The following is a 21,011-nucleotide window of genomic DNA, read 5'->3' as shown; positions in this document are numbered from 1 at the left end:
AAATACCTCCTAGAACAGCTTTGTTGTCCCCTGTAAAATACCAGGAAGATTTACTTTTACATTCGTTTCACCTTCAAGATATGGCAGGCTTGTCACCCATTTTCCGTTATCCAAGCCGAATTGCTTTTTCTTTTGATCAATTTCTTCATCGGTCAACCACTGAAGAGTATTCGTTGGACAGACACTCGCACACATTGGCGGGATATTATCCTTTGTCCGGTCAATACATAAGTCGCATTTATACATTAAGTTTTGCTCAGTATCAAATTTTGGAATGCCGTATGGGCAGGCAATCGTACAGTTTTGGCAGCCAATGCATTTTTCCACTAATGCAGATAAAACCGCACCTGTTTCATGAATTTGAATGGCCTGAGCCGGACAGCTTCTTGCACAAGCCGGGTTAACACAATGAAGGCACATAAGCGGCATTGTTTGGCGATCCTTAAGCGGATTTACATCATATACATAGTTTCGATTACGCTGCTCATGTCCGCCGCACTGTGTACATGCTGCTAGGCAAGAACGGCAGCCAATACAGTTTTCTAATTCGATATACAGCCTCTTCTGCACTTAAAGCACCTTCTTTGTTTCAACTTTTTCCATTTGTGCAGCACATGCCTTGAATTCCGGCATCCGTGACATCGGGTCAAGCGCTGCTATGGTTAATAGATTAATAGATTGTTCGTGACCAAAATGATATGGAACAAATACTGTGTCTTTTCTAATTGCTTCAGTAATTTTCACTTTATAAATTGCCTCGCCTCTTCTTGTATATAGGCGAACTCTTTCTTCATGTTCCATGTTATACTTCGCTGCTGTTTCAGGATGTACTTCTACATACGGCTCTGGACACATATCGCGCAAGAATTGAATTCTTCTTGTCTGGTTCCCTGATAAATAATGATAGACGACACGGCCGGTTGTTAAGCGGAGCGGATATTCTGCATCAGGCTCCTCAGCCGGCGGACGGTAAGGAAGTGCGCAAATTTTAGCTTTTCCATCTGGATGATAGAATTTTTTATCAAGGAACATATGCGGTGTTCCAGGATCCTTTTCATCCTTACAAGGCCAAAATACGCCATCCTGTTTGTCAATCTTGTCCCATGTAGCACCGTAGTAATCAGCATAACCGCCTTTACTTGCCAGTCTGAATTCATCGGCAACATCTCTTGCTGTTTTTAGATGGGAGAAATATTTCCCTCTGCCAAGACGTTCGGCAAGCTCGACTTGCATTTGCCAGTCTGGTTTTGATTCTCCAACCGGTTCCTGTGCTTTATTTATTTTAATAATCCGTCCTTCAAGGTTTGTCACCGTTCCTTCATCTTCTGACCAAGTAACAGAAGGTAAGACTACATCCGCAAACTCTGCAGATTCAGATAAATAGAAGTCGGCACATACCATGAAGTCCAAACCTTTCAGTGCTTTTCTGACAAAGTTTAGATTAGGAGCAGATACTGCCGGATTGGAACATAACAGATACAAGCCGCGGATCGTTTTCTGCTCCATCAATTCAAACATTTCATACGCCGATACACCTGGCTGCGGCATTTCCTCTGGTGTAATGCCCCACACTTTACATACTTCTTCAATATGTTTAGGGTTTGTAATTTTTCGATATCCTGGTAATAAATCAGACTTTTGACCATGCTCACGTCCGCCCTGACCATTACCTTGACCGGTAAATGTCGCAACACCTGCTTTTGGACGTCCGATTTTACCCGTTACTAGCGCCATATTGGTATAGGCAGAAACATTATCTACACCCTTATGCTGTTGTTCAATACCGCGGGCAAACATGACAACGGCATTTGGAGCTTTTCCGTAAATTTCTACTGCACGAATGATTTTTTCTGGAGCCACTCCTGTAAGCTCACTTGTATATTCTGGAGTGAATTCTTTTACAATCTCCTTTGTTTCTTCAAATCCATTTGTATGGTTTGCAATGAACTCTTCATCGGCATAGCCGTTTTGGATTAATAGATTTAAGATTCCATTTGCCAGTGCAAGGTCTGTTCCTGGACGTAAATCAAGATGAACATCAGCTCTTCTTGCAATTGGTGTTTCACGCGGGTCTGCCACAATGAGGTAGCCCCCTCTTTCCTGTACGTGCCATACGCGGAACATGGATGTTGGATGGCATTCAGCTGTGTTGCTTCCAGCGATAAATAAGCAGTCTGTTTCATGAATATCCGTCCAAGGCAATGTTGAACCTCTATCAACACCGAATGAACGAAGGAAACCGCCGGCTGCGCTTGACATACAGAAACGGCCATTATAATCGATATAACGTGTACCAAGAGCAACACGGGCAAACTTTCCGGTTAAATAGCATTTTTCATTTGTCATCGATACGCCGCTAAAAACAGACAAAGTATCTTTTCCATATTTGTTTTGCAGCTCTGTAAACTTTTTCGCGATTAAATCATATGCTTCTTCCCAGCTTGCTTCACGGAAGCCCTCTTTCGTTCCTTTCAGCGATGCATCATCACGAATAAGTGGTTTTAAAATGCGATCATTATGGTTTGTTTGCTGGTAGGCTGTAACCCCTTTCGGACACATCTTTCCATGAGTAACAGGCCAATCGTAACGAGGTTCAACCCCGATAATTTTGTTTGTTTTTGTATTCACCCTTAAGTTCATTCCGCATTGCATACCGCAATAAGAGCAATGTGTTTTGATCAAGGTTTCATTTGGATGTCTAACATTCTCTATTTCTCTAAAAAATTTATCCCTTTGCATTCTGGTTTGCCTCCTTAACTTTTACCTCATGGGTAGGGAAACCGGAGAATTGGGCAATCCGGTACTTTCTTCGACATGGAAGACATAGCTCTGCAAGATGGTAGCCTTCCTTTGTTTTAAATTCGATATCATTCACTCCTAGAACATCAACAACGTCTTTTGACTGCTCTACAGAAACAAATTCGTCGCCGCAAACCTTACATTTCTTCATGGATTGCTCTCCGTAGTGTTCACGGTAGTTTCGAGCCAAAACACTCATTGGACGGAACGGAATGTGCGCCAATTTTCCAAATGGCAGATAAATTAATGTAATAATGACTGACCATTGGTGAATTAGGGACATAACAGGCTGTCCTTCACCATGTAAAAAGATATTCATAAAGGTAAGTGCTAATCCTGTGATACTAACTAATAACAGCATGTACAATGGAAGAAAATCATAAAGAAACTTTTGCTCTGCTCTTGCCTGCATATTTTTCAAACGGCGGTAAAGAGCCATACATACACCTGCGATAACCATTACAGCGGAAATATTTAATGCGTTATAAGATAAATTGGCAATGATGCCATCTGCTTTTACTGTCAGAATCTGCATACCAAATAAGATAATGTTATAGAGTCCATTGTCCTCCATCGTGAAATACATCCAACCGAATACAAGAGGAAAGGTTACACAAATAGCAAGAACACAGCCCCAACCGATTAACACGTGCTGCGTCCATCGGTAAATTCCCCTATTCCAGATAAATCTATATGTTGCCAGATGCTCTACAGATGTTTGTGGTGTTGATTTTCTAAATAATAGTTTTAAACCTTTTTTGATGATGATCTTACTAGGTGGTCTTTCCCCCCAGGCAATAAATCGATAGAAAAATCCGCCTAAAAACACGAGTGTTCCGACCATATAGCCATATAGATTTAAATCAATATGTGTAAACATTCTTGTTCCGATAAACGTTAAGATTGCCAGCCCGCAAACGGCTAGAAACATAGACTTAGCAAAATGCGATGCAAAAGCATTATTAATTGATTTTGCGTTTTCTTTTTTTGCCTTCGCCTTTACATTAGCCTGAATATTTGTCTGCATGTTAAATCCTCCTTATTCCCAACAATTCCTTGCCTTTATTGTAAGAGACGGAGAAAAATTTCTACATCGGGGAATCTCCCCATAAGGTCAGGGAAACTCCCCTATTCTGCAATATTCGACATAAACAAGGTTATTACAGTGTAAATACGTCGAAACAATAACTTTTTTGCACTGCAAAAAGAACCCAATCTAAACGATTGGGTTCAAAAAATGTAAGTAAGAATCATCTTGTTAAAAAGACCTAAAATGGGCAGAGCTTGTCCATTTAGGGGAGTTGGCAAGCTAACTCGTCGACCATTTGAACAGTGAAAAATCTAACGATTCCAGGATGTATAAATAAAAATAGTCTGTTTGTTCTTTTTTTTAAATAAAAGTAGTCATGTAGAACCTTACGTGACTGCTTTTGTTTTTTTAGCTGCAAAAGGGCACGAGGTGCGGGCAGGACTTAATATCATGATGGAAAAGGACAGCAGCTTTCGCATTTACATTATCTTAGGCTTTCTTTGGCAGATTTTAATGTATTATACATCAGCATGGTTATTGTCATGGGGCCGACCCCTTTTGGAACAGGGGTAATATATCCCGCCTTTTCACTCACCTCATCAAAGGCAACATCTCCGCAAAGCTTGCCGGCCTCATTGCGGTTAATCCCGACATCAATGACGACAGCACCTTCTTTTATGTGTTCTGCTTTGATAAAGTTTGCTATTCTGACATCAACAATCAAAATATCCGCCTGCGTCGTATGTAGTTTTAAATCCTTCGTTTTAGAGTGACAATAGGTAACGGTGGCATTCTGGTTTAGCAATAATTGTCCCATCGGTTTTCCAACAATATTGCTTCTTCCAACCACCACAGCATTTTTACCGGAAACAGAAATTCCGGACTCCTCTAGTAATACGATAATCCCATATGGTGCGCAAGGGAGGAAGGCATTTTGGCCCGTCATCATTCTGCCGATATTGATTGGATGAAAGCCGTCAACATCCTTAGCAGGAATTATTGTTTCAATAACCTTTTTTTCATCAATGTGTTTTGGAAGCGGAAGCTGAACCAAAATGCCGTGGATTTTTGGGTCCCCATTCAATTCTTCAATCTTTGCCAGCAATTCTTCCTCTCTTGTTTCTTCAGGCATTTCAATTAATAAGGAGTACATTTCAAGTTCTTCACATGCTTTTTGTTTAATGTTAACGTAAGTCCGGGAGGCGTGGTTATTTCCGACAAGAATCACTGCCAATCCAGGAGTTACAACCTTGGCTTTAAGCTGTTTAACTTCTTCGCCGATTTCTATTCTTTTTTTTGCGGCAATTTCTTTTCCGTTGATGATTTTAGCTGTCATTTTTTTCTCTCCTTAACTTTTTGTGACTCATCAAGCAATCTTCATCCGGAATATTTTGCTTTACCTTCGAAAGAACACCATTCACAAACTTGATTGACTGATCATACGCATTCATGATCTTCGTTAAAACTGGGAGTTCCACTCCATTTTAAGAGAGTCTTCCCCTTTGGTGTCATTTTATAAACGTGCTCTCCAGAGTTACATCAAATTGTCGTTCATCTACCTGAGAGATTAGTTCCAAGATTTTTTTGAAACTTGTACCTTCGGTGGCTTGTCGCATCGCACTCTCTCATCCGCTCATATTTGGTTTTTTAAGCTTAATAATTGTAAATAAGAAAAACCAGGCAAAAAACGCCCGGTCCTTTTTGTTTAGCGAATATCCGATATTTTGTACTCTATGAAATGTACACCTTTATAATACTCTGGATACATTTCTCCCCCACACTTTTCGCATGAAAACATGGGTGACGTGGTTGGGTCTCAATCATCCATTAAGTCAAAGTCCCTTACCACACTTAACGGAATCTCCCGCTTCAAATTTCGTTTTGCCTGATTAACTGAATACGCATCGTTTTACTATAGATATCATTAATTCTTAATTGGGCAATTTCACTGACGCGAAGACCATATCACGGAATTTTTTCTTTAATATAACCTCTATTTATTTTTCTACAGAACGCAAATGTAATAATAAACCTTTAATGTATGAATATAAACTCTTTAACCTAATTAACTCATAATTTTTTCCAATAATATAATTTTGTTAACATAAGAATATTAATATAAAACATATAATATATATCGTAAAATTGGGATTATACGAATAATTAAGATGTTGTAAAAGAACACTCCCTAAGTACATGTACAAGGTGTTCAAGGACCAAAAAGTATGTACAAAAAACAAATCTTTATACATACTTTCCTTTTGAAACTTAATTATGAGTACTTTTCTTTAGGAAATCTTCTATGATCTTTATCTCATTAAAGGCACTATAGTGAAAGAATTATAGTTTCTTTTCAATCCGGTTTGATAGAAATTAAGATTTATTTGAAATTCTTTTTGAACGATCGACAATTTGACCTATATGATAACCTGTATGTTCCACCAAATGATATTAACGATTGCGGCACCTCTCAAGGGTGCCTGTTGTATAAAAATGTGGGGTTTTATACAACCTCCTCTTCAATTATCTTGCCCTTAAATATCAAAAAGAGCGCAATACTACTTCATGATAGCACCCATTGTTGAGTATCATACATAACATTTGTATCCTTATGTATACCCATAATGGTTTCTAATTTGGGTCTTTGCTTCTTCTTTATTTGGTTTTCTAACAAACTTAATACTTCCTTCATTACAAGTTTCTATTTTTTATAAAATTTTGTTTTGCCTATCTAATGAAACGTTTTATGCCACCTTTATAATTAGGGTCTCTATATTGCCCCCCCTGTTAATGGTAGTGGGTTATTTTTTTTAAAATAAAAAAGCCCCTCTCTATTGAAAGGGACCCATTTTAACTCTAAATCTTAGTAGCTAAATGGTAATACAAAATCATAAATATACATGGTACCTGATTTACCAGTTAGATCACCGTGATCAAATGTAAGCATTTTACGATCACTTGAAAGAACTCCATTTGAAGGAGTAAGCTCTAAAAATTCACCATTTGATAATTCTACAAAAGGTGTTATAATCTCTGCTGTTTCCTCAGCCGTAAATTCTTCCGGTATTGCATTTACAAAACTAACACTTAAAGAATTAGAATCTACCATTTCAACAGATTCTGGAGCAAACGGATCAAATAAGAGTGTTTTATAAAGAAGGTTAGCAAAATCTCCACGGACTATTTCTTGATAAGTGCCATAGGTTGTAGCTGTTTTTCCTGATGTTATTTCAGAACCGTATAACGCTTCAATATATGGTTCAAATACACCAGAAGCATCTGTAAACGGAGTTTCTTCAGCATAATCCTGTAAATCAAACGTTAAGACAAGCAGCTTTGCCATTGCACCACGTGATAACGGCTTATAAGGCTCAAATTTATCTGGTGAATAGCCTGAGACAATACCTAGTTCTGCTAGTGCGTTAACGGCTCCTTTATATCGATCGTTTAAATCTTTAAATCCTGCATCTGGTGCATTTTCGGTATCTAGTCCCAATGTATTAGCTAGAATAACCGCTGCATCTCCACGAGTTAAATTTTCGTATATGCCAAATAATGAAGGACTTTTTCCTTTAATAATTTCAGCTTCATAGAAAAAGCTTACCGACTCTTCATATCGATCATTAACATCAGTAAATGTGTGAGCCGCTTGAAATTGCGGTTCTTGAGCGAAAGCAGCTGGAACAACAGCTATCGCAATTAAAGTAGTTGCTGCAACTGTTACTGAGAATTTTTTTAATGTATTTAGCATAAATTTTCCTCCAAATAATTAGATTAGTAGATGATCAATTCACTTAATGATTCTTTTAACAATCTAAACAATTCGAATCATAACAGAAGTTAGAGTTATAGAGTATGAGTAAATATTACCTTTTTAGAGGGGGTTATATAATGAAAAATCCCCTCTCATGTAAAATCAAAAGGGATTGTGTAGAAAACCAATTACCGGGTGCTACTAAAATTGAAGGAGAACTTATGAAAATTAGGGCATCCTGTTCATGTATTACTTATATCACCCTAGTTACTATCAGCCCTCTTATTGCCCTACCACATATTGGCCAATTCGTAAAATCCACCTGTTCTTGCTAACCTTTTTGTATCAATCAGCCAATGAAACTAAAAAATTCATAGCAGAAGCCAGCATGGTTCTTAATAAACTATCTGAGTAAAAAGAATTTGATGCAATTGTATGCTGCTGAAACTTCAGATATTGAGGAGGTTTTTATAGGGGTTACGTCAGATGTAGATATTCGTTACAATCCTGATGCCTTACGGTTAGAATTCACATCAAAAGTAGTCGATTTGGACTGTTGTCGATTATTAATTACATTGCGCTGGCGTTAAAGCATATTAGCACTTGATGTATGTACTTTTCGTGTAGCACTGAAAGCAACACAATCACCATTTCGTTGCTTTCTGGATCAATGTATATCTTATTCGTTTCTATTTTACATAAGCCGAATATATTAAAAATAAGTAAAAAGGTCGGTACTTCTAATTGTTTAATGAAAACAATTAGAAGTACCGACCTTTTATATGTAAACCGTGCATCCTATTCTCGACAGGAACAACCAAGCGTTACTTACAAAAGGTAACTCGAACTAGGCTACCCAACGGCACATGGAAAAGACTACTTATGGCTGCTTCCTTCCGGACCTGACCAGATTCATAGGGTTCCCATTGCGCAGGACCCAATTGTCAACGCTCACTTTTGTAAGGCAGACCTTACATGTTCAAACCTCATATAGGCATTCAACCCCGCTGTAGCGGATTGCGGGTACAGGGCACCGCTAACTCCCCGTCTAGCACGGTATGTATATAAAAAACATACCTATGTTATGAGCAAAACGATGTAGATGATTCGGCCCATGAAATGGCTGTAAGCCAGGTTCTGTTCCTGTGTGCTCAAGCGATGCCAATCTTGCACAGACAGGTGTAGTCATATAACTATCGATCGATTTGACCGATCCATCCTTTGGTTCACTTCCCGCGGGATGGTGCCCCTACCTAAGTTTGGGTTGCTCGCTCGTGGGGTTTACCCCGTTCCATTTCTTCCGTTTCCAGAAGAACTCCGTTACTGTGGCACTTTCAGGATAATCTCAGCATATCCGTAAGGACTTAGCTGATTTCTCCGCCGTCAGAGATTAATCTCTGCCCACCTTTACAGATGGCACGAACACTCCGGGCATCTCAGCACCGGGCGAGCCTGGACTTTCCTCAACTCATGTACACATGAGCCGCGACTACTCACCATTTCATGTTTATTCGTTCATCACTACGAGAATAACTATAACATACATTCGTTTAAAACCGCACTAGTAGAAGGATTCCAGATATGGAAGGTTTTTAACTTACCAAACAACTTATTCGAAAATGCATTTAGAGAAGCAAAAATGACGCCGGTACCCCTACATTTAATATACTTTCATAATATTTATAGCCTTTCCATCTAGACATGGCACTTACTCGCTATTACATCCCCTATTAATCTTACTGTACAACCAAAATAAACTCTTCCGAAAACCCCCGCCTCAAACCCGCATTCTTCCGTCCGAGTTAAAATAAAGATTTCCGACAGAACCCCCATTTTGGAAAATTATTGATACAAAAATGACCGTTTTTTCGCCTCTTTTCCACCTGTTTTTTCACTTTTTTTCGAGGTTAAAATAGAAATCTCCTTTCAGAGGAGATTTTCTTGGAAGCAAAGGAATAGTTTCATCCCTTGGAATTTGAGCGTGTTCGGAAAATGAATATTATGATTCTAGTCATGACATTGAAATCCATAAAGATGCATTAGATTATAAAGGTTACGTTCATATCCAGATTCCAAAAGGGGAGGATATTTTATATCCGTTTATTGATTTTTTGTATGAATCTTGGGTAATTGAAAACATAGGGATTCGGGAACAGTAGCAGGGTGTGTATATTTTGATGAAGGCTGGGGTAATATCTCTTCAACAATCTATTCCTTTTAATTTGGAGCAGCTTATTCCTTTTATAAAAGTGGAAACGATTGAGAATACTGAAGGGCTATTTATTGTTCGAAGCACTTACCGAAAAACGAATTTAAAACTGCCAATTAAAATGTTAGATTCTGTTAAACAACTAGCGGAACAAGAGGATATTACTATAAGTCAGTGGGTGGAATGTGTGATTAATCAGGCTCTTAAACAAATGTAACAATTTAAGATGATCGATAAGTATACGCATACGAGTCATGTGGAGTGCAGTTCACTGATAAACCCAACTGTTTGGCCACTTCTGAAGGTCGCATACCTGTTGGATATTGCTCCCTCTCACTGGCTAAACGATCCACTTCCTCTTTATAGTATCGAGCTTCTCTGTGCAGCCGGTGAGGATCTGCAATTTTCCGGATTTTTCCCTGTTTGGCATAATGGTAGACGGTTGCCTTTGAAACACCTAACTGTTCAGCCACTTGTTTTTGTGTATACCATTCATTTATCTCCGACCTACCCACTTCCACGGCAAAATCTCCTTTCTATGTTTAAATATTACTTTTTATCCTTCTAATATATTTACTCTTTATCTCAAATAATAATAAAAGAAATAAACAATTACCATTAAGCTATAATTATTAGATATCGATTAACAATATAAATTAAACTATACATATTTAAACATCAATTAATATATCTATATTAACTAAATCTAATAATATAGATACTTAATCTAACATAAACAAAGGGAACATTTTTTTATGTTGAATAGATTTTCTACGCAATTTGATATTTGTTATAAATTAATTAACTTAAATTACTTTTATAAATAAATATATTTGTTATTAATGGACTTATTTTTCGTAAGATTTAAGAGAGCGTTTCATAGGAAGTAACGACATATCCCATCCCTTCAACAAGATCATCCTTAGAATTACTAGAAAAGTTAAAAGGACTTTCTGCTGTTACTCGTATTTCTATGTCACGCCTATTAGGTAAAGCTGTAGAGGATTTAATTCTAAAATATAATACTATAAACACTTCTAGTACACTGAAAAAAGCTTCCCCATTTCCGTATATCCATTGAACCTTTACGACCGGTTCTGGATGGGGAAATCATTGTGGTCGATTCAAATTCGACATAAATAAGGTTTTTACAGTGTAAATATGTCTAAATACACTTTATTGGACATCAAAAAGTACCCAATCTAAACGATTGGGTTCAATAAATATTGTATTGTTCTATAAATCCCTATTTTTCACGAGATCCAACACACCAATAATGGCCTCTTCCGCTGCCTGCTCTTTTGTCTCTCCGAAGCCATTGTGACAATACCACTCCGCGTTTTCAGCAATTGCTACAGCATGCCAATGACTCCCATTCCGGAAGATATCAATTAACACACCGCATGTAGGATCATCATAATGGTATCGCTCTGTCTTTCTAATTAAATCAAGGTTAATTTTCATTTTTTTCTCTCCTTTAAAGGAAACATTCCATTATTAGGAGATATTTTTCTACAGATATACGAAAGATATTCAGTTAGATTGTACTCTTACTGAGCCTTGCTTATATAGAATAGCCAAAAATCTATGATTAATCACAAACAATTAGCAAAATCTCTAATTGACTAAATTGCAAAACTTTTATATAATTTAGTCAACTAATCAAATAAAGCAAAGCACAAAATGGGGAACACCACCGAAAGGGTGTTAACTCGTTTTGTGCTTTTTTTGTGAAAATTGGAAAGGAAGTGGAAAAAATGAAGGTAAATGGGGCTATAGAAACATTAGAAAAGGATCAAACTTTATATGATTATTTAACATTAAGAAACTTTGATTTAACAAAGATTGCCGTTGAATGCAATGGAAATATTGTTCCTAAGGCAGAATATAAGAATGTCATTCTTAAAGAAGAAGATACTTTAGAAATTGTTAGATTTGTTGGAGGGGGCTGATCAACATGAAAATCATCATCAATGGAAAAGAACAGGAAACAGCTTATCAGACAGCATTTCAAGTAAGAAAAAGTATCGGAAATACTGATGATATTGTCATATTAAACGGATTTCAAATTAATCAGGATTCGCCCTTAGCTGAAAATGATATTCTTTCTATTATTCGAAAGGGCGTCATGCCTGATGAAGAAGAATTAGAAAGCATGATGATGGCTAGGCATACGCCATATGTCTATCAAAGAGTCAAAAAAGGAAAGGTTGCCATCGCAGGTTTAGGCGGACTTGGGTCTAATATTGCGACAATGCTGGCGAGAATTGGGGTTGGTCATCTGTTTCTAGTTGATTTTGATATTGTTGAGCCTAGTAATCTTAACCGGCAAAGCTATTACGTGAGACATCTGGGAATGCCAAAGACAGCCGCTCTCAAAGAGCAATTAGAAGAGATTAATCCATTTATTACAGTAGAGACAAGAATCGCTAAAATTTCAGAGGAAAATGTGAAGGAACTCTTTGAAGACTATGATGTTATTTGTGAGGCGTTTGACAAACCAGATGCCAAAGCAATGCTCGTAAATACGGCATTGGAGCAGCTCCCCAATTGCAAAATTGTTTCCGGATCAGGAATGGCAGGCTATGATAGCTCTAATTTAATCCAAACAAGAAGACCAATGAAACAATTATATGTTTGTGGCGATTTAGAAAATGAAGCAAGGGTCGGCAGTGGTTTAATGGCACCAAGAGTACAAATTTGTGCCGGCCATCAAGCAAATATGATTCTACGATTATTATTAGGACACGAAGAAGTCTAAGGAGGATTTACTGTATGAAAGAGACATTAACAAAAGATACATTAACAATTGGCGGACACGAGTTTCAATCTCGTTTTATTTTGGGGTCAGGTAAGTTTTCACTCGATATAATGAAAGCTGTTATTGAATTTGGAGAGGCTGAAATTGTCACGTTAGCCCTAAGAAGAGCGAATACTGGCGGTGAGGAAAATATTGTTGACTATATTCCCAAAAATATTACGCTGCTTCCGAATACTTCCGGTGCTAGAACAGCAGAGGAAGCAGTAAGAATCGCCCGTCTTTCAAGAGAGCTGGGCTGTGGGGATTTTATTAAATTAGAGGTTATTTCCGATTCAAAATACTTACTTCCTGATAACCAAGAAACAGTTAGAGCAACTGAAATGCTGGCTAAGGAAGGATTTATTGTCATGCCTTATATGTACCCGGATCTATATACTGCAAGAGCCTTAGTTAATGCCGGTGCTGCTGCCGTCATGCCTTTAGGTTCTCCGATTGGAAGCAATAAAGGCCTATGTACGAAAGAATTCATCCAAATCCTAGTAGATGAAATCGACTTACCTATTATTGTAGATGCCGGTATCGGCCGTCCGTCTCAAGCATGCGAGGCCATGGAAATGGGGGCCGCTGCCGTTATGTGTAATACAGCGGTTGCAACAGCAAACAATGTGTCCATGATGGCAAGTGCTTTTAAGCAAGCAATAAAAGCAGGTCGTGAAGCCTATTTAGCCGGTTTAGGAAGGGTACTCGATTTTAAAGCAGAAGCATCCAGCCCATTAACAGGATTTTTGGAGGATTAATGCGAGATGAGTAGAAAAAAAGTCGACCATATGCAGTTTCAAGAAGGGATGGAAATCATCCAATCTGATTTAATGGACAAGGTATTAAAAACGGTAGAACAATATGATTATAGTCTTTATACAGGACGAGATGTTGAGAGAGTTCTAGCCAAAGATCATTTATCATTGGAAGACTATGGAGTGATTCTTTCCCCTGCCGCCTTACCGTATTTAGAAGAGATGGCTCGAAAAGGGATGGCGGAAACAAAGAAGCACTTCGGAAATAACGTTACCCTTTTTACCCCATTATATATTGCGAATTATTGTGAAAATGAGTGTGTCTATTGCGGGTTCAAAGCAACCAATAAAATTCAGCGTGCCGTCCTTAACCCGAATGAGGCAGAAGATGAATTAAAAGCAATTGCCGCTACTGGTTTAGAAGAGATTTTACTTCTTACAGGTGAATCCCGCTATAAATCAGATGTTGAATATATCGGTAATACGATTAAGCTGGCAGCAAAATATTTCAAGACAGTCGGGATTGAAATCTATCCGTTAAACGTAGATGAATACGCCTATCTCCATGAATGCGGTGCTGATTTTGTGTCCGTTTATCAAGAAACCTATAATCCCGATAAATATGAACAAGTTCATTTATGGGGATCAAAACGAATTTTCCCATACCGTTTTTATGCCCAAGAGCGGGCTTTATTAGGCGGCATGCGCGGTGTTTCCTTCGGTGCGCTGCTTGGATTAGATGATTTTCGTAAGGACGCCTTTGCAGCTGGTTTGCATGCAAAATTAATTCAACAAAAGTATCCGCATGCTGAGATTGGCTTCTCTGTGCCGCGGATACGTCCATATATTAACAACGCGGATAATAATTCAAAAGATGTGCACGATAAACAGCTTTTACAAGTAATGCTGGCTTACCGTTTGTTCATGCCATTTGCGGGAATTACCATTTCCACCCGCGAAAGGGCCGGATTCCGTGACAATGTTGCCGGCATGGTGGCAACGAAAATGTCAGCGGGTGTGAATGTGGGCGTGGGTGGTCATGAAGAGGAACAAAAAGGCGACCAGCAGTTTGAAATTTCCGATGAAAGAAGTGTCAAAGAAGTTCACGACATGCTTGTACAAAAAGGCCTGCAGCCAGTCTATACAGACTATATTAGAGTTTAGGCGGAAATCTGTGATGCTGATTTATGTGACAAATAGGAAACTATGTAAACATGACTTTTTAGCCCAAATCAATCAATTAGCTAAAGGAAAGCCGCATGCCATCATGCTTAGAGAAAAAGACTTGGCACTTGATGAATATGAATCTCTAGCCATTCAAGTGAATGACATTTGTAATCACCACAATGTCCCGCTACTCATCAATCAGAATATTTCTGTCGCAGCGAAAATGGGACTTGCCAATATTCAATTATCAATGGATCTTTTGAGAAAATATCAGTCCGACTTACTGCCCTTTAGCGGGATTGGCGCTTCTGTTCATTCAGTTGAGGAAGCAAAAGAGGCTGTATCATTAGGGGCTACCCATTTAATTGCTGGTCATATTTTTTCAACAGATAGTAAAAAGGGAGTTCCTCCAAGGGGACTCTCCTTTCTGAAGGATGTATGTGATTCGGTGGGTATCCCTGTATTTGCCATTGGAGGGATCAAAAGACATCATGTGAATGACATTATCGCAACAGGTGCAAAGGGATTTTGCATCATGTCAGAGGCCATGACAAGTCCTCATCCCGTTGAACTGGCAAAACACTTTTGCATGTGAAGAGGATATGTTTTTTCACTAAAAAAAGACCAAAGAACGATTGGAAGTTCTTTGGTCTTTTTTGCTTATTTATTTAATGTCCGCTTCAAGAACTCTCTTGTCCGTTCCTCAGATGGATTATGGAATATTTGCTCAGGACTTCCTTCCTCGGCAATAACACCCTTATCCATAAATACAACCCGGTCAGACACTTCTCTGGCAAATTCCATCTCATGTGTAACGATTAACATCGTAAGACCCGTTTCAGCCAGCTCTTTCATTATCTTTAGGACTTCTCCTACCATCTCAGGGTCAAGCGCAGATGTCGGTTCATCGAACAGCATAACATCCGGTTCCATCGAAAGTGCTCTTGCGATGGCCACACGTTGTTTTTGGCCGCCTGATAACTGCTTTGGCTTGGCATTAATGAAATTATCCATCCCAACTACCTTCAAATATTTCATGGCGACTTGTTCAGCCTCTGGCTTTGAACGCTTCAAGACTTTTATTTGCCCAACCGTACAATTACTTAAGACATTATGATTATTAAACAAATTAAATTGTTGGAATACCATCCCGAGATTTTTGCGATATTCATATACATCATGCTTATCATCAAGAATATTTTCTCCATTATATATAATCTGACCGCCGCTGGGTTTCTCCAGGAGATTTACACAACGAAGAAGAGTTGATTTACCTGATCCAGAGGAGCCGATAATACAGACTACTTCTCCTTTATTTACGGAAAAATTAATGTCCTTTAATACTTCATGTGTTCCGAAGGATTTGCTTAAATGCTGAATATCGATTACTTTTTCCACGTCTTCTCGTCCTCCTTCGACTATACTCTGTTTCCATCATTATTTTTTTCCCGGCGTAGAATGTCTTCCGGTGTCTCAACCTGCATTTGATTCGCCAACATAATATAGTTGTCCGGACCATCCAGCTTTCTTTCAACCCAGCGCAAGATTCTTGTCACTCCAAAGGTCATAATAAAGTATAGAATACATGCAACAAAGAACGACTCAAAATATCTAAAGTTATTACCTGCAATGGATTTTGTCTGGAAGAATAATTCCGAAACAGATATCACGTTCAACACCGAGGTATCTTTAATGTTGATAACAAATTCATTCCCTGTTGCCGGTAAGATATTTCGAATCACCTGTGGCAATACAACATTAAACATCGTTTGAAAATGATTCATTCCGATTGCCTGCGCTGCTTCAAATTGTCCTTTATCAATTGATACAATCCCGCCGCGGACGATTTCTGACATGTAGGCCCCAGTATTAATCGATACAATAAAAATAGCTGCATATAACCGGTCCATATCAAATCCGAATGCTAATGCTGAACCATAGAAAATAACCATTGCCTGTACGATCATTGGTGTACCACGGAAAAATTCAATATAAATAGAAAGAATTGCATTAACCACTTTTAAGAGTATTTTTTTTGGTCCCCGTTCAGGGATTGGTATCGTCCGTATCATTCCGATTAATAAACCAATCAAAGAACCTACTATCGTACCGATAATAGAGATTAACAGCGTCACACCCGCTCCGCGAATGAACATTGGCCAGTTTTCTGAAATTATTTTGACTATCCACTCAAAGCTCATATTTCTCCTATCCTCCTATAATTACGAAACCGAATGCGGTTATGCTGCACTCGGTTCCATATCATGATTATTTAGCTGCTGGCTGGTTCTTTATCGCATCATCCATAATTTGCTGGCGTTCTTCTTCAGATATTCCAGCTAAGATTTCATTAATTTTTTTAGTTAAATCACTGTCTTTTGCAATTCCTACTGCAATAGCCGTATCATCATCAGATGTCTTAAATCCATCCGTAAATTCTACCATAGCAAATTTATCATTTGCAGATGAAGCACTCACAGCTTCAGGACGTTCAGAAACGTATCCATCAATAACCCCTGATTCTAGGGCAACCCTCATTGCCGGGAAGTTATCCATTGCCGGCTGCTTTTGAACACCGTCAATTTGGTCAATGACTGAGTAGTGGAATGTATTTAATTGTGCTGTAACCTTCGCGCCTTTAAAATCTTTAAGGGTTTTTGCATTTTCATACTTGCCGCCTTTTTTGACAACCATAACTAGATCTGATTTATAGTAGTTATCAGTGAAATCAATTGTGGCTTTACGCTCTGCAGTTGGAGACATCCCCGCGATAATCGCATCAATTTTTCCTGAAGTCAATGCTGGCACAAGCCCGTCCCATTCTGTTTTGACAATCACCAATTCTTTTCCAAGACCATCAGCAATTTTTTTTGCAATTTCTACGTCATATCCACCGGCATATTCTGCATTTCCATCCAATTTTACAGCTCCGTTGGAATCATCCATTTGTGTCCAGTTGAACGGTGCATACCCTGCTTCAAGACCGACTTTGAATGTCCCTTCATCGCCTGCGGCTGCTTCTTCCTTTGAATCTTCAGAAGTACTTCCGTTACCGCAGCCAGTAACAAACAGAATGGCAGCTAGCGTAAGCGTTAAAAATAAAGCTAATTTTTTCCTCATAAAATTCCTCTCCTTACTTTTTGTTTTAATGGTAGTTCTATCTATTATTCCTCTTTCCCTGCTATTCCTTACAGGATTTTGTTTATTCAGGCATTTTTTTCAACAAAAAAAGACCTGAGATAAACCCAGGTCCTTGTCTTTGCACGCAACAAGCCTAAATTTCCTCTTCTTTCCCTTAATGAGATAGCGCCCCTCAATAAACCGGGAAGTTTATTGAGACAGTCCTGCAGCTCTTAACTGCAGACCCAGCAAGTAATAGTGAGGATATTACAAGCTTCGGCGATCGTTCCTTCTCCATAGCTTCAGCGTTTCCTCAAACTCCGCTACAGACTGTTAACTCCCGCACCTCTACCTCACCTGTAAAAAGTGAGGCTGTATTCAATTAAATGATTATATAAAGTATTTTAGAATAATGTTAGATATCTGTCAATCTGGCTTATAGCATTGTTTATATTTGGAAAGATTATTCTATTACAATAGTAAAAATAAATACTAATTGTTCAAATGAAGCAAATTAATTTTAATGATCTCGGTTCACCATGTAACTTAACAAATGCTTCAGAAAGCTTGTTTTACACGACACATCCTGCAATGCCTCTGAAGCAAGACAATAATGCTCCCACATTGATTTTCTCGCTTCTTCAATGCCGAGGATTGTTACAAATGTAGAGCGGAGATTTTCTGCATCCTTTCCAACCGGTTTTCCTAATACGGTCTCATCGCCTTCAACATCGAGCAGATCATCCTTGATCTGAAAGGCAATTCCGGAATGATAAGCAAACTTTTTTAAGGCTGCTATTTCTAACTCCTTTACCTGAGCTAGCAGCGCGGGCATGATAAGGGAGGCCTCAAATGCGATTCCGGTTTTATAAAAAGACATCATCGTCAGTTGCTCCAATGTCAAGGACTTCCCAATGGAATCTAAATCCATCGCCTGCCCCTTACACATATCCTCAATCTTTTGCGCTGAATATTGAATCATTTTCAGCACTGTTCTTGCATCAAACTGGTCAAGTGAGGCCTGCTCCTCAACCGCCTTTTGTGTTAGAAAGAGACTGGTTAATTCCGCTATCGCCATATTATATACCTGATGCAGAGTCGGCCGCCCCCTCCGAGTCGATGCATTGTCCTGGGAGGGAAGATCATCAAAGATCAGGGAAGCCGTATGCATATATTCCAATGATTTTAGAAGCGGTACGATATCCAATTGATTTAACCCATACTCCTTAACCCCCATCATCCATGTGATGATCGGCCTCAGCCGTTTCCCATCACCCGAAAGACTATAATTGGCCGCATCGATAATTTTCTCTTCCAAAAGGGCCGACTGCTCGTCATTCACTATCGGCAGAAAACTATTAATTTGATTGCGAACGGTTTTAACCGTGTCCAAAAATTCTTCCTGTTCCTCTCTTTCCTTTTTAAGAAGAGAAATCATATGATCCCGAAGCAGTTTATCAAAGAAATCCACATCATCCGCTTTTTGCACCATTTTTTGAATCATACGATTAAATTTTGGAATTCCCGAAGTAAATAATGACATGATTTCATGATATTTTTCAGTTCCCATTCGTTCTTTAAAACGTTTCAGACCGTTAATTGCCCGGTCTAATATCACTTCACATGTCTTGGAATCAGAATGATAGACTTTATGTATCAAATGAAAAATGACCGTCCAATATAATTCGAAGGGGTTTATCAAATCAGGGCGCTTGTCATGATAGTTCAGATAATACGTATATGGGGTGACTGCACCGTCCTTCATATCAGCAAACATATCCGTAAAATCATCGGCAAGCTGGTTGTAAATCCCATAATAAAAGGTACGGCTGTCAAAGGCTTCATCCTCCGGAGCACTAATGATAGAACGGATAATCAATCGTGATGAAGATGCTTTTAATATGATCGGTAAATATAGTTCTTTATTCGTGTAGCTAGGATTGGTTAAATCCTTGTTACGGTCCTCTTCCTGCGATTGATAGAATACATACGCCTGCTCAAAAAAATGTGTTTTCGTTTCTTCTCTCTGTGTCGCTTTAATATATTCAAAGGCTTCCCGCAGCTCCGCATGAATAAATCGAATACTTTCCGCATTTTCTCCGTCCCAATCACTTAAATGCGGTACGGTTCCTGTTGTCAGTGTGGTCCTAATCAATTCCGAATATCGCCTTTTCTCCTCTGGAGACAGAATTTTGGCATCGAGCAGGTCATCAATAAAAGGATAGGTAAGACCATAGCAATAGCCGAGTCGTATGGCACGATCAAGCCTCTGGGTGCGTTCTTGAGCAGATACCCGGCTTCCATCCGCCATCTCTTCCATTTCAAGCATGATCACTCCGGCAATAATCTTGATCAGTTTTCGCTGAGCTTGTTCTGCATTTAGGCCATTTGGTATGTTTTCAGATACAGTTTTTAGCTTACTAACCAGCCAGATCATGGCCGATTCTACGCCTTCCTTTTGGGCCCTCCGATAAAGTCCCGCCATGCTGTATGTATCCGAAGAATCCTCCCTGTTCGTAGATTCAATCAGCTGGTCTCTCAAACTTTCCACCACATCCCGAACCCTTTTCTTAGTATCAGGCGAATGTAGATCTTTTCCTAAATCCCTTAGATAGATATAAGAAATACTGCGTTCCAAGTAATGATCAAGCTTACCTGTGTAATTCAACCATTGAATATAATGTTGATACCCTTGTGCAGCTTTTTTTTCCTTTCCGCGTGTAAAGAAAGACAATATTGGGTAATGATGAAGATGATTCTGCTTCCAGGCTTGTATATCTTTTGTCAGGATTGGTACATAGGTCTGCTGCATAACCTGGGCCGATAGTGTTTCAAAATAATGAGCAGCCTTCTGCTCAGCCAGACGATAGCACGCATCTGGATTTATTAGTAGCTCCGCATTCATATAACACATTCCTTCTATATAATATGTTTTCTTAATATGTATGCTGACGCATATGAAACAAATACTATAATATTCCGGTCAGGTCTATTAAAATAACAAGCATAGCTTCTTTAATCCAAACATAACATCTTTCATGCCAGAATGGAAAACAAATACTCCTTAAGTATTTATTTATAAAAAAGGCTCTGTTATAACTGAATGTTGATTTTCGTGTAGGTATATAAATTCATAGGCGGAGAATTTCCGACTAATATATATAGTGGAACTTAAGAAGCAGATATAAGCGGAGAATTTCCGATTAACTGCTCTAAATAAGACAAAGTCCAAAGATTTGGATAATATAAACGGAAAAACTTCCTTTATTGTTAGGGAAATATGGGTATTTCCCAATTTAAACGGAATTTTTCCGTTTATTTTTCAATCACAGGGAAATCAACCTTCAGTTATAACAGAGACATAAAAAAGAAGCTCT

Annotated in this window: 19 protein-coding genes, 2 other RNA genes and 1 riboswitch; of the genes, 8 read left to right on the top strand and 13 right to left on the bottom strand. The window is 38.6% G+C overall.

What is annotated here, in order from left to right:
- Nucleotides 1-9: 9 nt before the first annotated feature.
- The 5 genes from R4Z09_RS03605 to R4Z09_RS03585 all read right to left on the bottom strand — a co-directional run bounded on the left by R4Z09_RS03605 (nt 10) and on the right by R4Z09_RS03585 (nt 7,580).
- A complete protein-coding gene (locus R4Z09_RS03605; RefSeq protein WP_338451018.1) occupies nt 10-570 on the bottom strand; it encodes a 4Fe-4S dicluster domain-containing protein in 561 nt (186 codons plus the stop codon).
- Nucleotides 571-2,739 (bottom strand): molybdopterin oxidoreductase family protein, encoded by a 2,169-nt coding sequence (locus tag R4Z09_RS03600; RefSeq protein WP_338451017.1) that lies wholly within the window; start codon nt 2,737-2,739, stop codon nt 571-573.
- Entirely contained in the window at nt 2,726-3,826 is a 1,101-nt protein-coding gene (locus tag R4Z09_RS03595) for a hypothetical protein (RefSeq protein WP_338451016.1), read from the bottom strand. Before R4Z09_RS03595 ends, R4Z09_RS03600 begins: the two co-directional genes overlap by 14 nt.
- Nucleotides 3,827-4,313: 487 nt before the next feature.
- Complete coding sequence (gene folD, locus R4Z09_RS03590; protein ID WP_338451015.1) at nt 4,314-5,165, bottom strand: bifunctional methylenetetrahydrofolate dehydrogenase/methenyltetrahydrofolate cyclohydrolase FolD; 852 nt, start codon at nt 5,163-5,165, stop codon at nt 4,314-4,316.
- A gap of 1,527 nt (nt 5,166-6,692) precedes the next feature.
- Entirely contained in the window at nt 6,693-7,580 is an 888-nt protein-coding gene (locus R4Z09_RS03585; protein ID WP_338451014.1) for an S-layer homology domain-containing protein, read from the bottom strand.
- A 425-nt stretch (nt 7,581-8,005) separates the two neighbouring features.
- Between R4Z09_RS03585 and R4Z09_RS03580 the strand changes: the two genes are divergently transcribed.
- Nucleotides 8,006-8,173 carry a hypothetical protein gene (locus tag R4Z09_RS03580; protein WP_338451013.1) on the top strand — a complete coding sequence of 56 codons (168 nt, stop codon included), beginning with the start codon at nt 8,006-8,008 and terminating at the stop codon, nt 8,171-8,173.
- A 199-nt stretch (nt 8,174-8,372) separates the two neighbouring features.
- Here the strand turns inward: R4Z09_RS03580 and ffs are convergent.
- Nucleotides 8,373-8,640: signal recognition particle sRNA large type (ffs, locus tag R4Z09_RS03575), an RNA gene on the bottom strand.
- Between the two features lie 64 nt (nt 8,641-8,704).
- An RNA gene (gene rnpB, locus R4Z09_RS03570) (RNase P RNA component class B) lies at nt 8,705-9,084 on the bottom strand.
- 673 nt (nt 9,085-9,757) lie between these two features.
- Here rnpB and R4Z09_RS03565 point away from each other — a divergent pair.
- The gene (locus R4Z09_RS03565) at nt 9,758-10,009 is read left to right on the top strand and encodes a hypothetical protein (protein ID WP_338451012.1); all 252 of its coding nucleotides are present in this window, start codon (nt 9,758-9,760) and stop codon (nt 10,007-10,009) included.
- 4 nt (nt 10,010-10,013) lie between these two features.
- On the opposite strand, the gene R4Z09_RS03560 is transcribed toward R4Z09_RS03565, so the two are convergent.
- Nucleotides 10,014-10,313, bottom strand: coding sequence for a helix-turn-helix domain-containing protein (locus tag R4Z09_RS03560; protein WP_338451011.1), 300 nt, complete (start codon nt 10,311-10,313; stop codon nt 10,014-10,016).
- Between the two features lie 380 nt (nt 10,314-10,693).
- On the opposite strand from R4Z09_RS03560, the gene R4Z09_RS30995 reads away from it, so the two are divergent.
- Entirely contained in the window at nt 10,694-10,873 is a 180-nt protein-coding gene (locus tag R4Z09_RS30995; protein WP_422392283.1) for a ribbon-helix-helix domain-containing protein, read from the top strand.
- Nucleotides 10,874-11,028: 155 nt separating this feature from the next.
- Here R4Z09_RS30995 and R4Z09_RS03555 read toward each other — a convergent pair whose 3' ends face one another.
- Complete coding sequence (locus R4Z09_RS03555; protein ID WP_338451010.1) at nt 11,029-11,256, bottom strand: hypothetical protein; 228 nt, start codon at nt 11,254-11,256, stop codon at nt 11,029-11,031.
- Between the two features lie 293 nt (nt 11,257-11,549).
- On the opposite strand from R4Z09_RS03555, the gene thiS reads away from it, so the two are divergent.
- From thiS to R4Z09_RS03530, 5 genes are read left to right on the top strand one after another with little or no spacing between them, the layout of a single operon-like run.
- On the top strand, nt 11,550-11,744 hold the full coding sequence (gene thiS / locus R4Z09_RS03550; protein WP_338451009.1) for a sulfur carrier protein ThiS: 195 nt from the start codon (nt 11,550-11,552) through the stop codon (nt 11,742-11,744).
- A gap of 5 nt (nt 11,745-11,749) precedes the next feature.
- A complete protein-coding gene (gene thiF, locus R4Z09_RS03545; protein ID WP_338451008.1) occupies nt 11,750-12,553 on the top strand; it encodes a sulfur carrier protein ThiS adenylyltransferase ThiF in 804 nt (267 codons plus the stop codon).
- A 14-nt stretch (nt 12,554-12,567) separates the two neighbouring features.
- Nucleotides 12,568-13,350 (top strand): thiazole synthase, encoded by a 783-nt coding sequence (locus tag R4Z09_RS03540; protein ID WP_338451007.1) that lies wholly within the window; start codon nt 12,568-12,570, stop codon nt 13,348-13,350.
- A 6-nt stretch (nt 13,351-13,356) separates the two neighbouring features.
- Nucleotides 13,357-14,511, top strand: coding sequence for a 2-iminoacetate synthase ThiH (gene thiH, locus R4Z09_RS03535; RefSeq protein WP_338451006.1), 1,155 nt, complete (start codon nt 13,357-13,359; stop codon nt 14,509-14,511).
- A 13-nt stretch (nt 14,512-14,524) separates the two neighbouring features.
- Nucleotides 14,525-15,109, top strand: a complete 585-nt coding sequence (locus R4Z09_RS03530) for a thiamine phosphate synthase (protein WP_338453193.1) — start codon at nt 14,525-14,527, stop codon at nt 15,107-15,109.
- A 65-nt stretch (nt 15,110-15,174) separates the two neighbouring features.
- Here the strand turns inward: R4Z09_RS03530 and R4Z09_RS03525 are convergent, their stop codons facing one another.
- The 4 genes from R4Z09_RS03525 to R4Z09_RS03510 form a co-directional block, all read right to left on the bottom strand.
- Complete coding sequence (locus R4Z09_RS03525) at nt 15,175-15,912, bottom strand: amino acid ABC transporter ATP-binding protein (protein WP_338451005.1); 738 nt, start codon at nt 15,910-15,912, stop codon at nt 15,175-15,177.
- 20 nt (nt 15,913-15,932) lie between these two features.
- On the bottom strand, nt 15,933-16,715 hold the full coding sequence (locus R4Z09_RS03520) for an amino acid ABC transporter permease (protein WP_338451004.1): 783 nt from the start codon (nt 16,713-16,715) through the stop codon (nt 15,933-15,935).
- Between the two features lie 67 nt (nt 16,716-16,782).
- On the bottom strand, nt 16,783-17,634 hold the full coding sequence (locus tag R4Z09_RS03515; RefSeq protein WP_338451003.1) for a transporter substrate-binding domain-containing protein: 852 nt from the start codon (nt 17,632-17,634) through the stop codon (nt 16,783-16,785).
- A gap of 176 nt (nt 17,635-17,810) precedes the next feature.
- Nucleotides 17,811-17,993: riboswitch (Lysine riboswitch) on the bottom strand.
- 161 nt (nt 17,994-18,154) lie between these two features.
- Entirely contained in the window at nt 18,155-20,548 is a 2,394-nt protein-coding gene (locus tag R4Z09_RS03510) for a polyprenyl synthetase family protein (protein WP_338451002.1), read from the bottom strand.
- Nucleotides 20,549-21,011 lie beyond the last annotated feature (463 nt).

It is taken from the genome of Niallia oryzisoli (assembly GCF_036670025.1).
Taxonomy (GTDB): Bacteria; Bacillota; Bacilli; order Bacillales; family Cytobacillaceae; genus Bacillus_BD; species Bacillus_BD oryzisoli.
The sequence above is the reverse complement of the archived record's forward strand: the minus strand, read 5'-3'. Positions and strand labels throughout refer to the sequence as shown.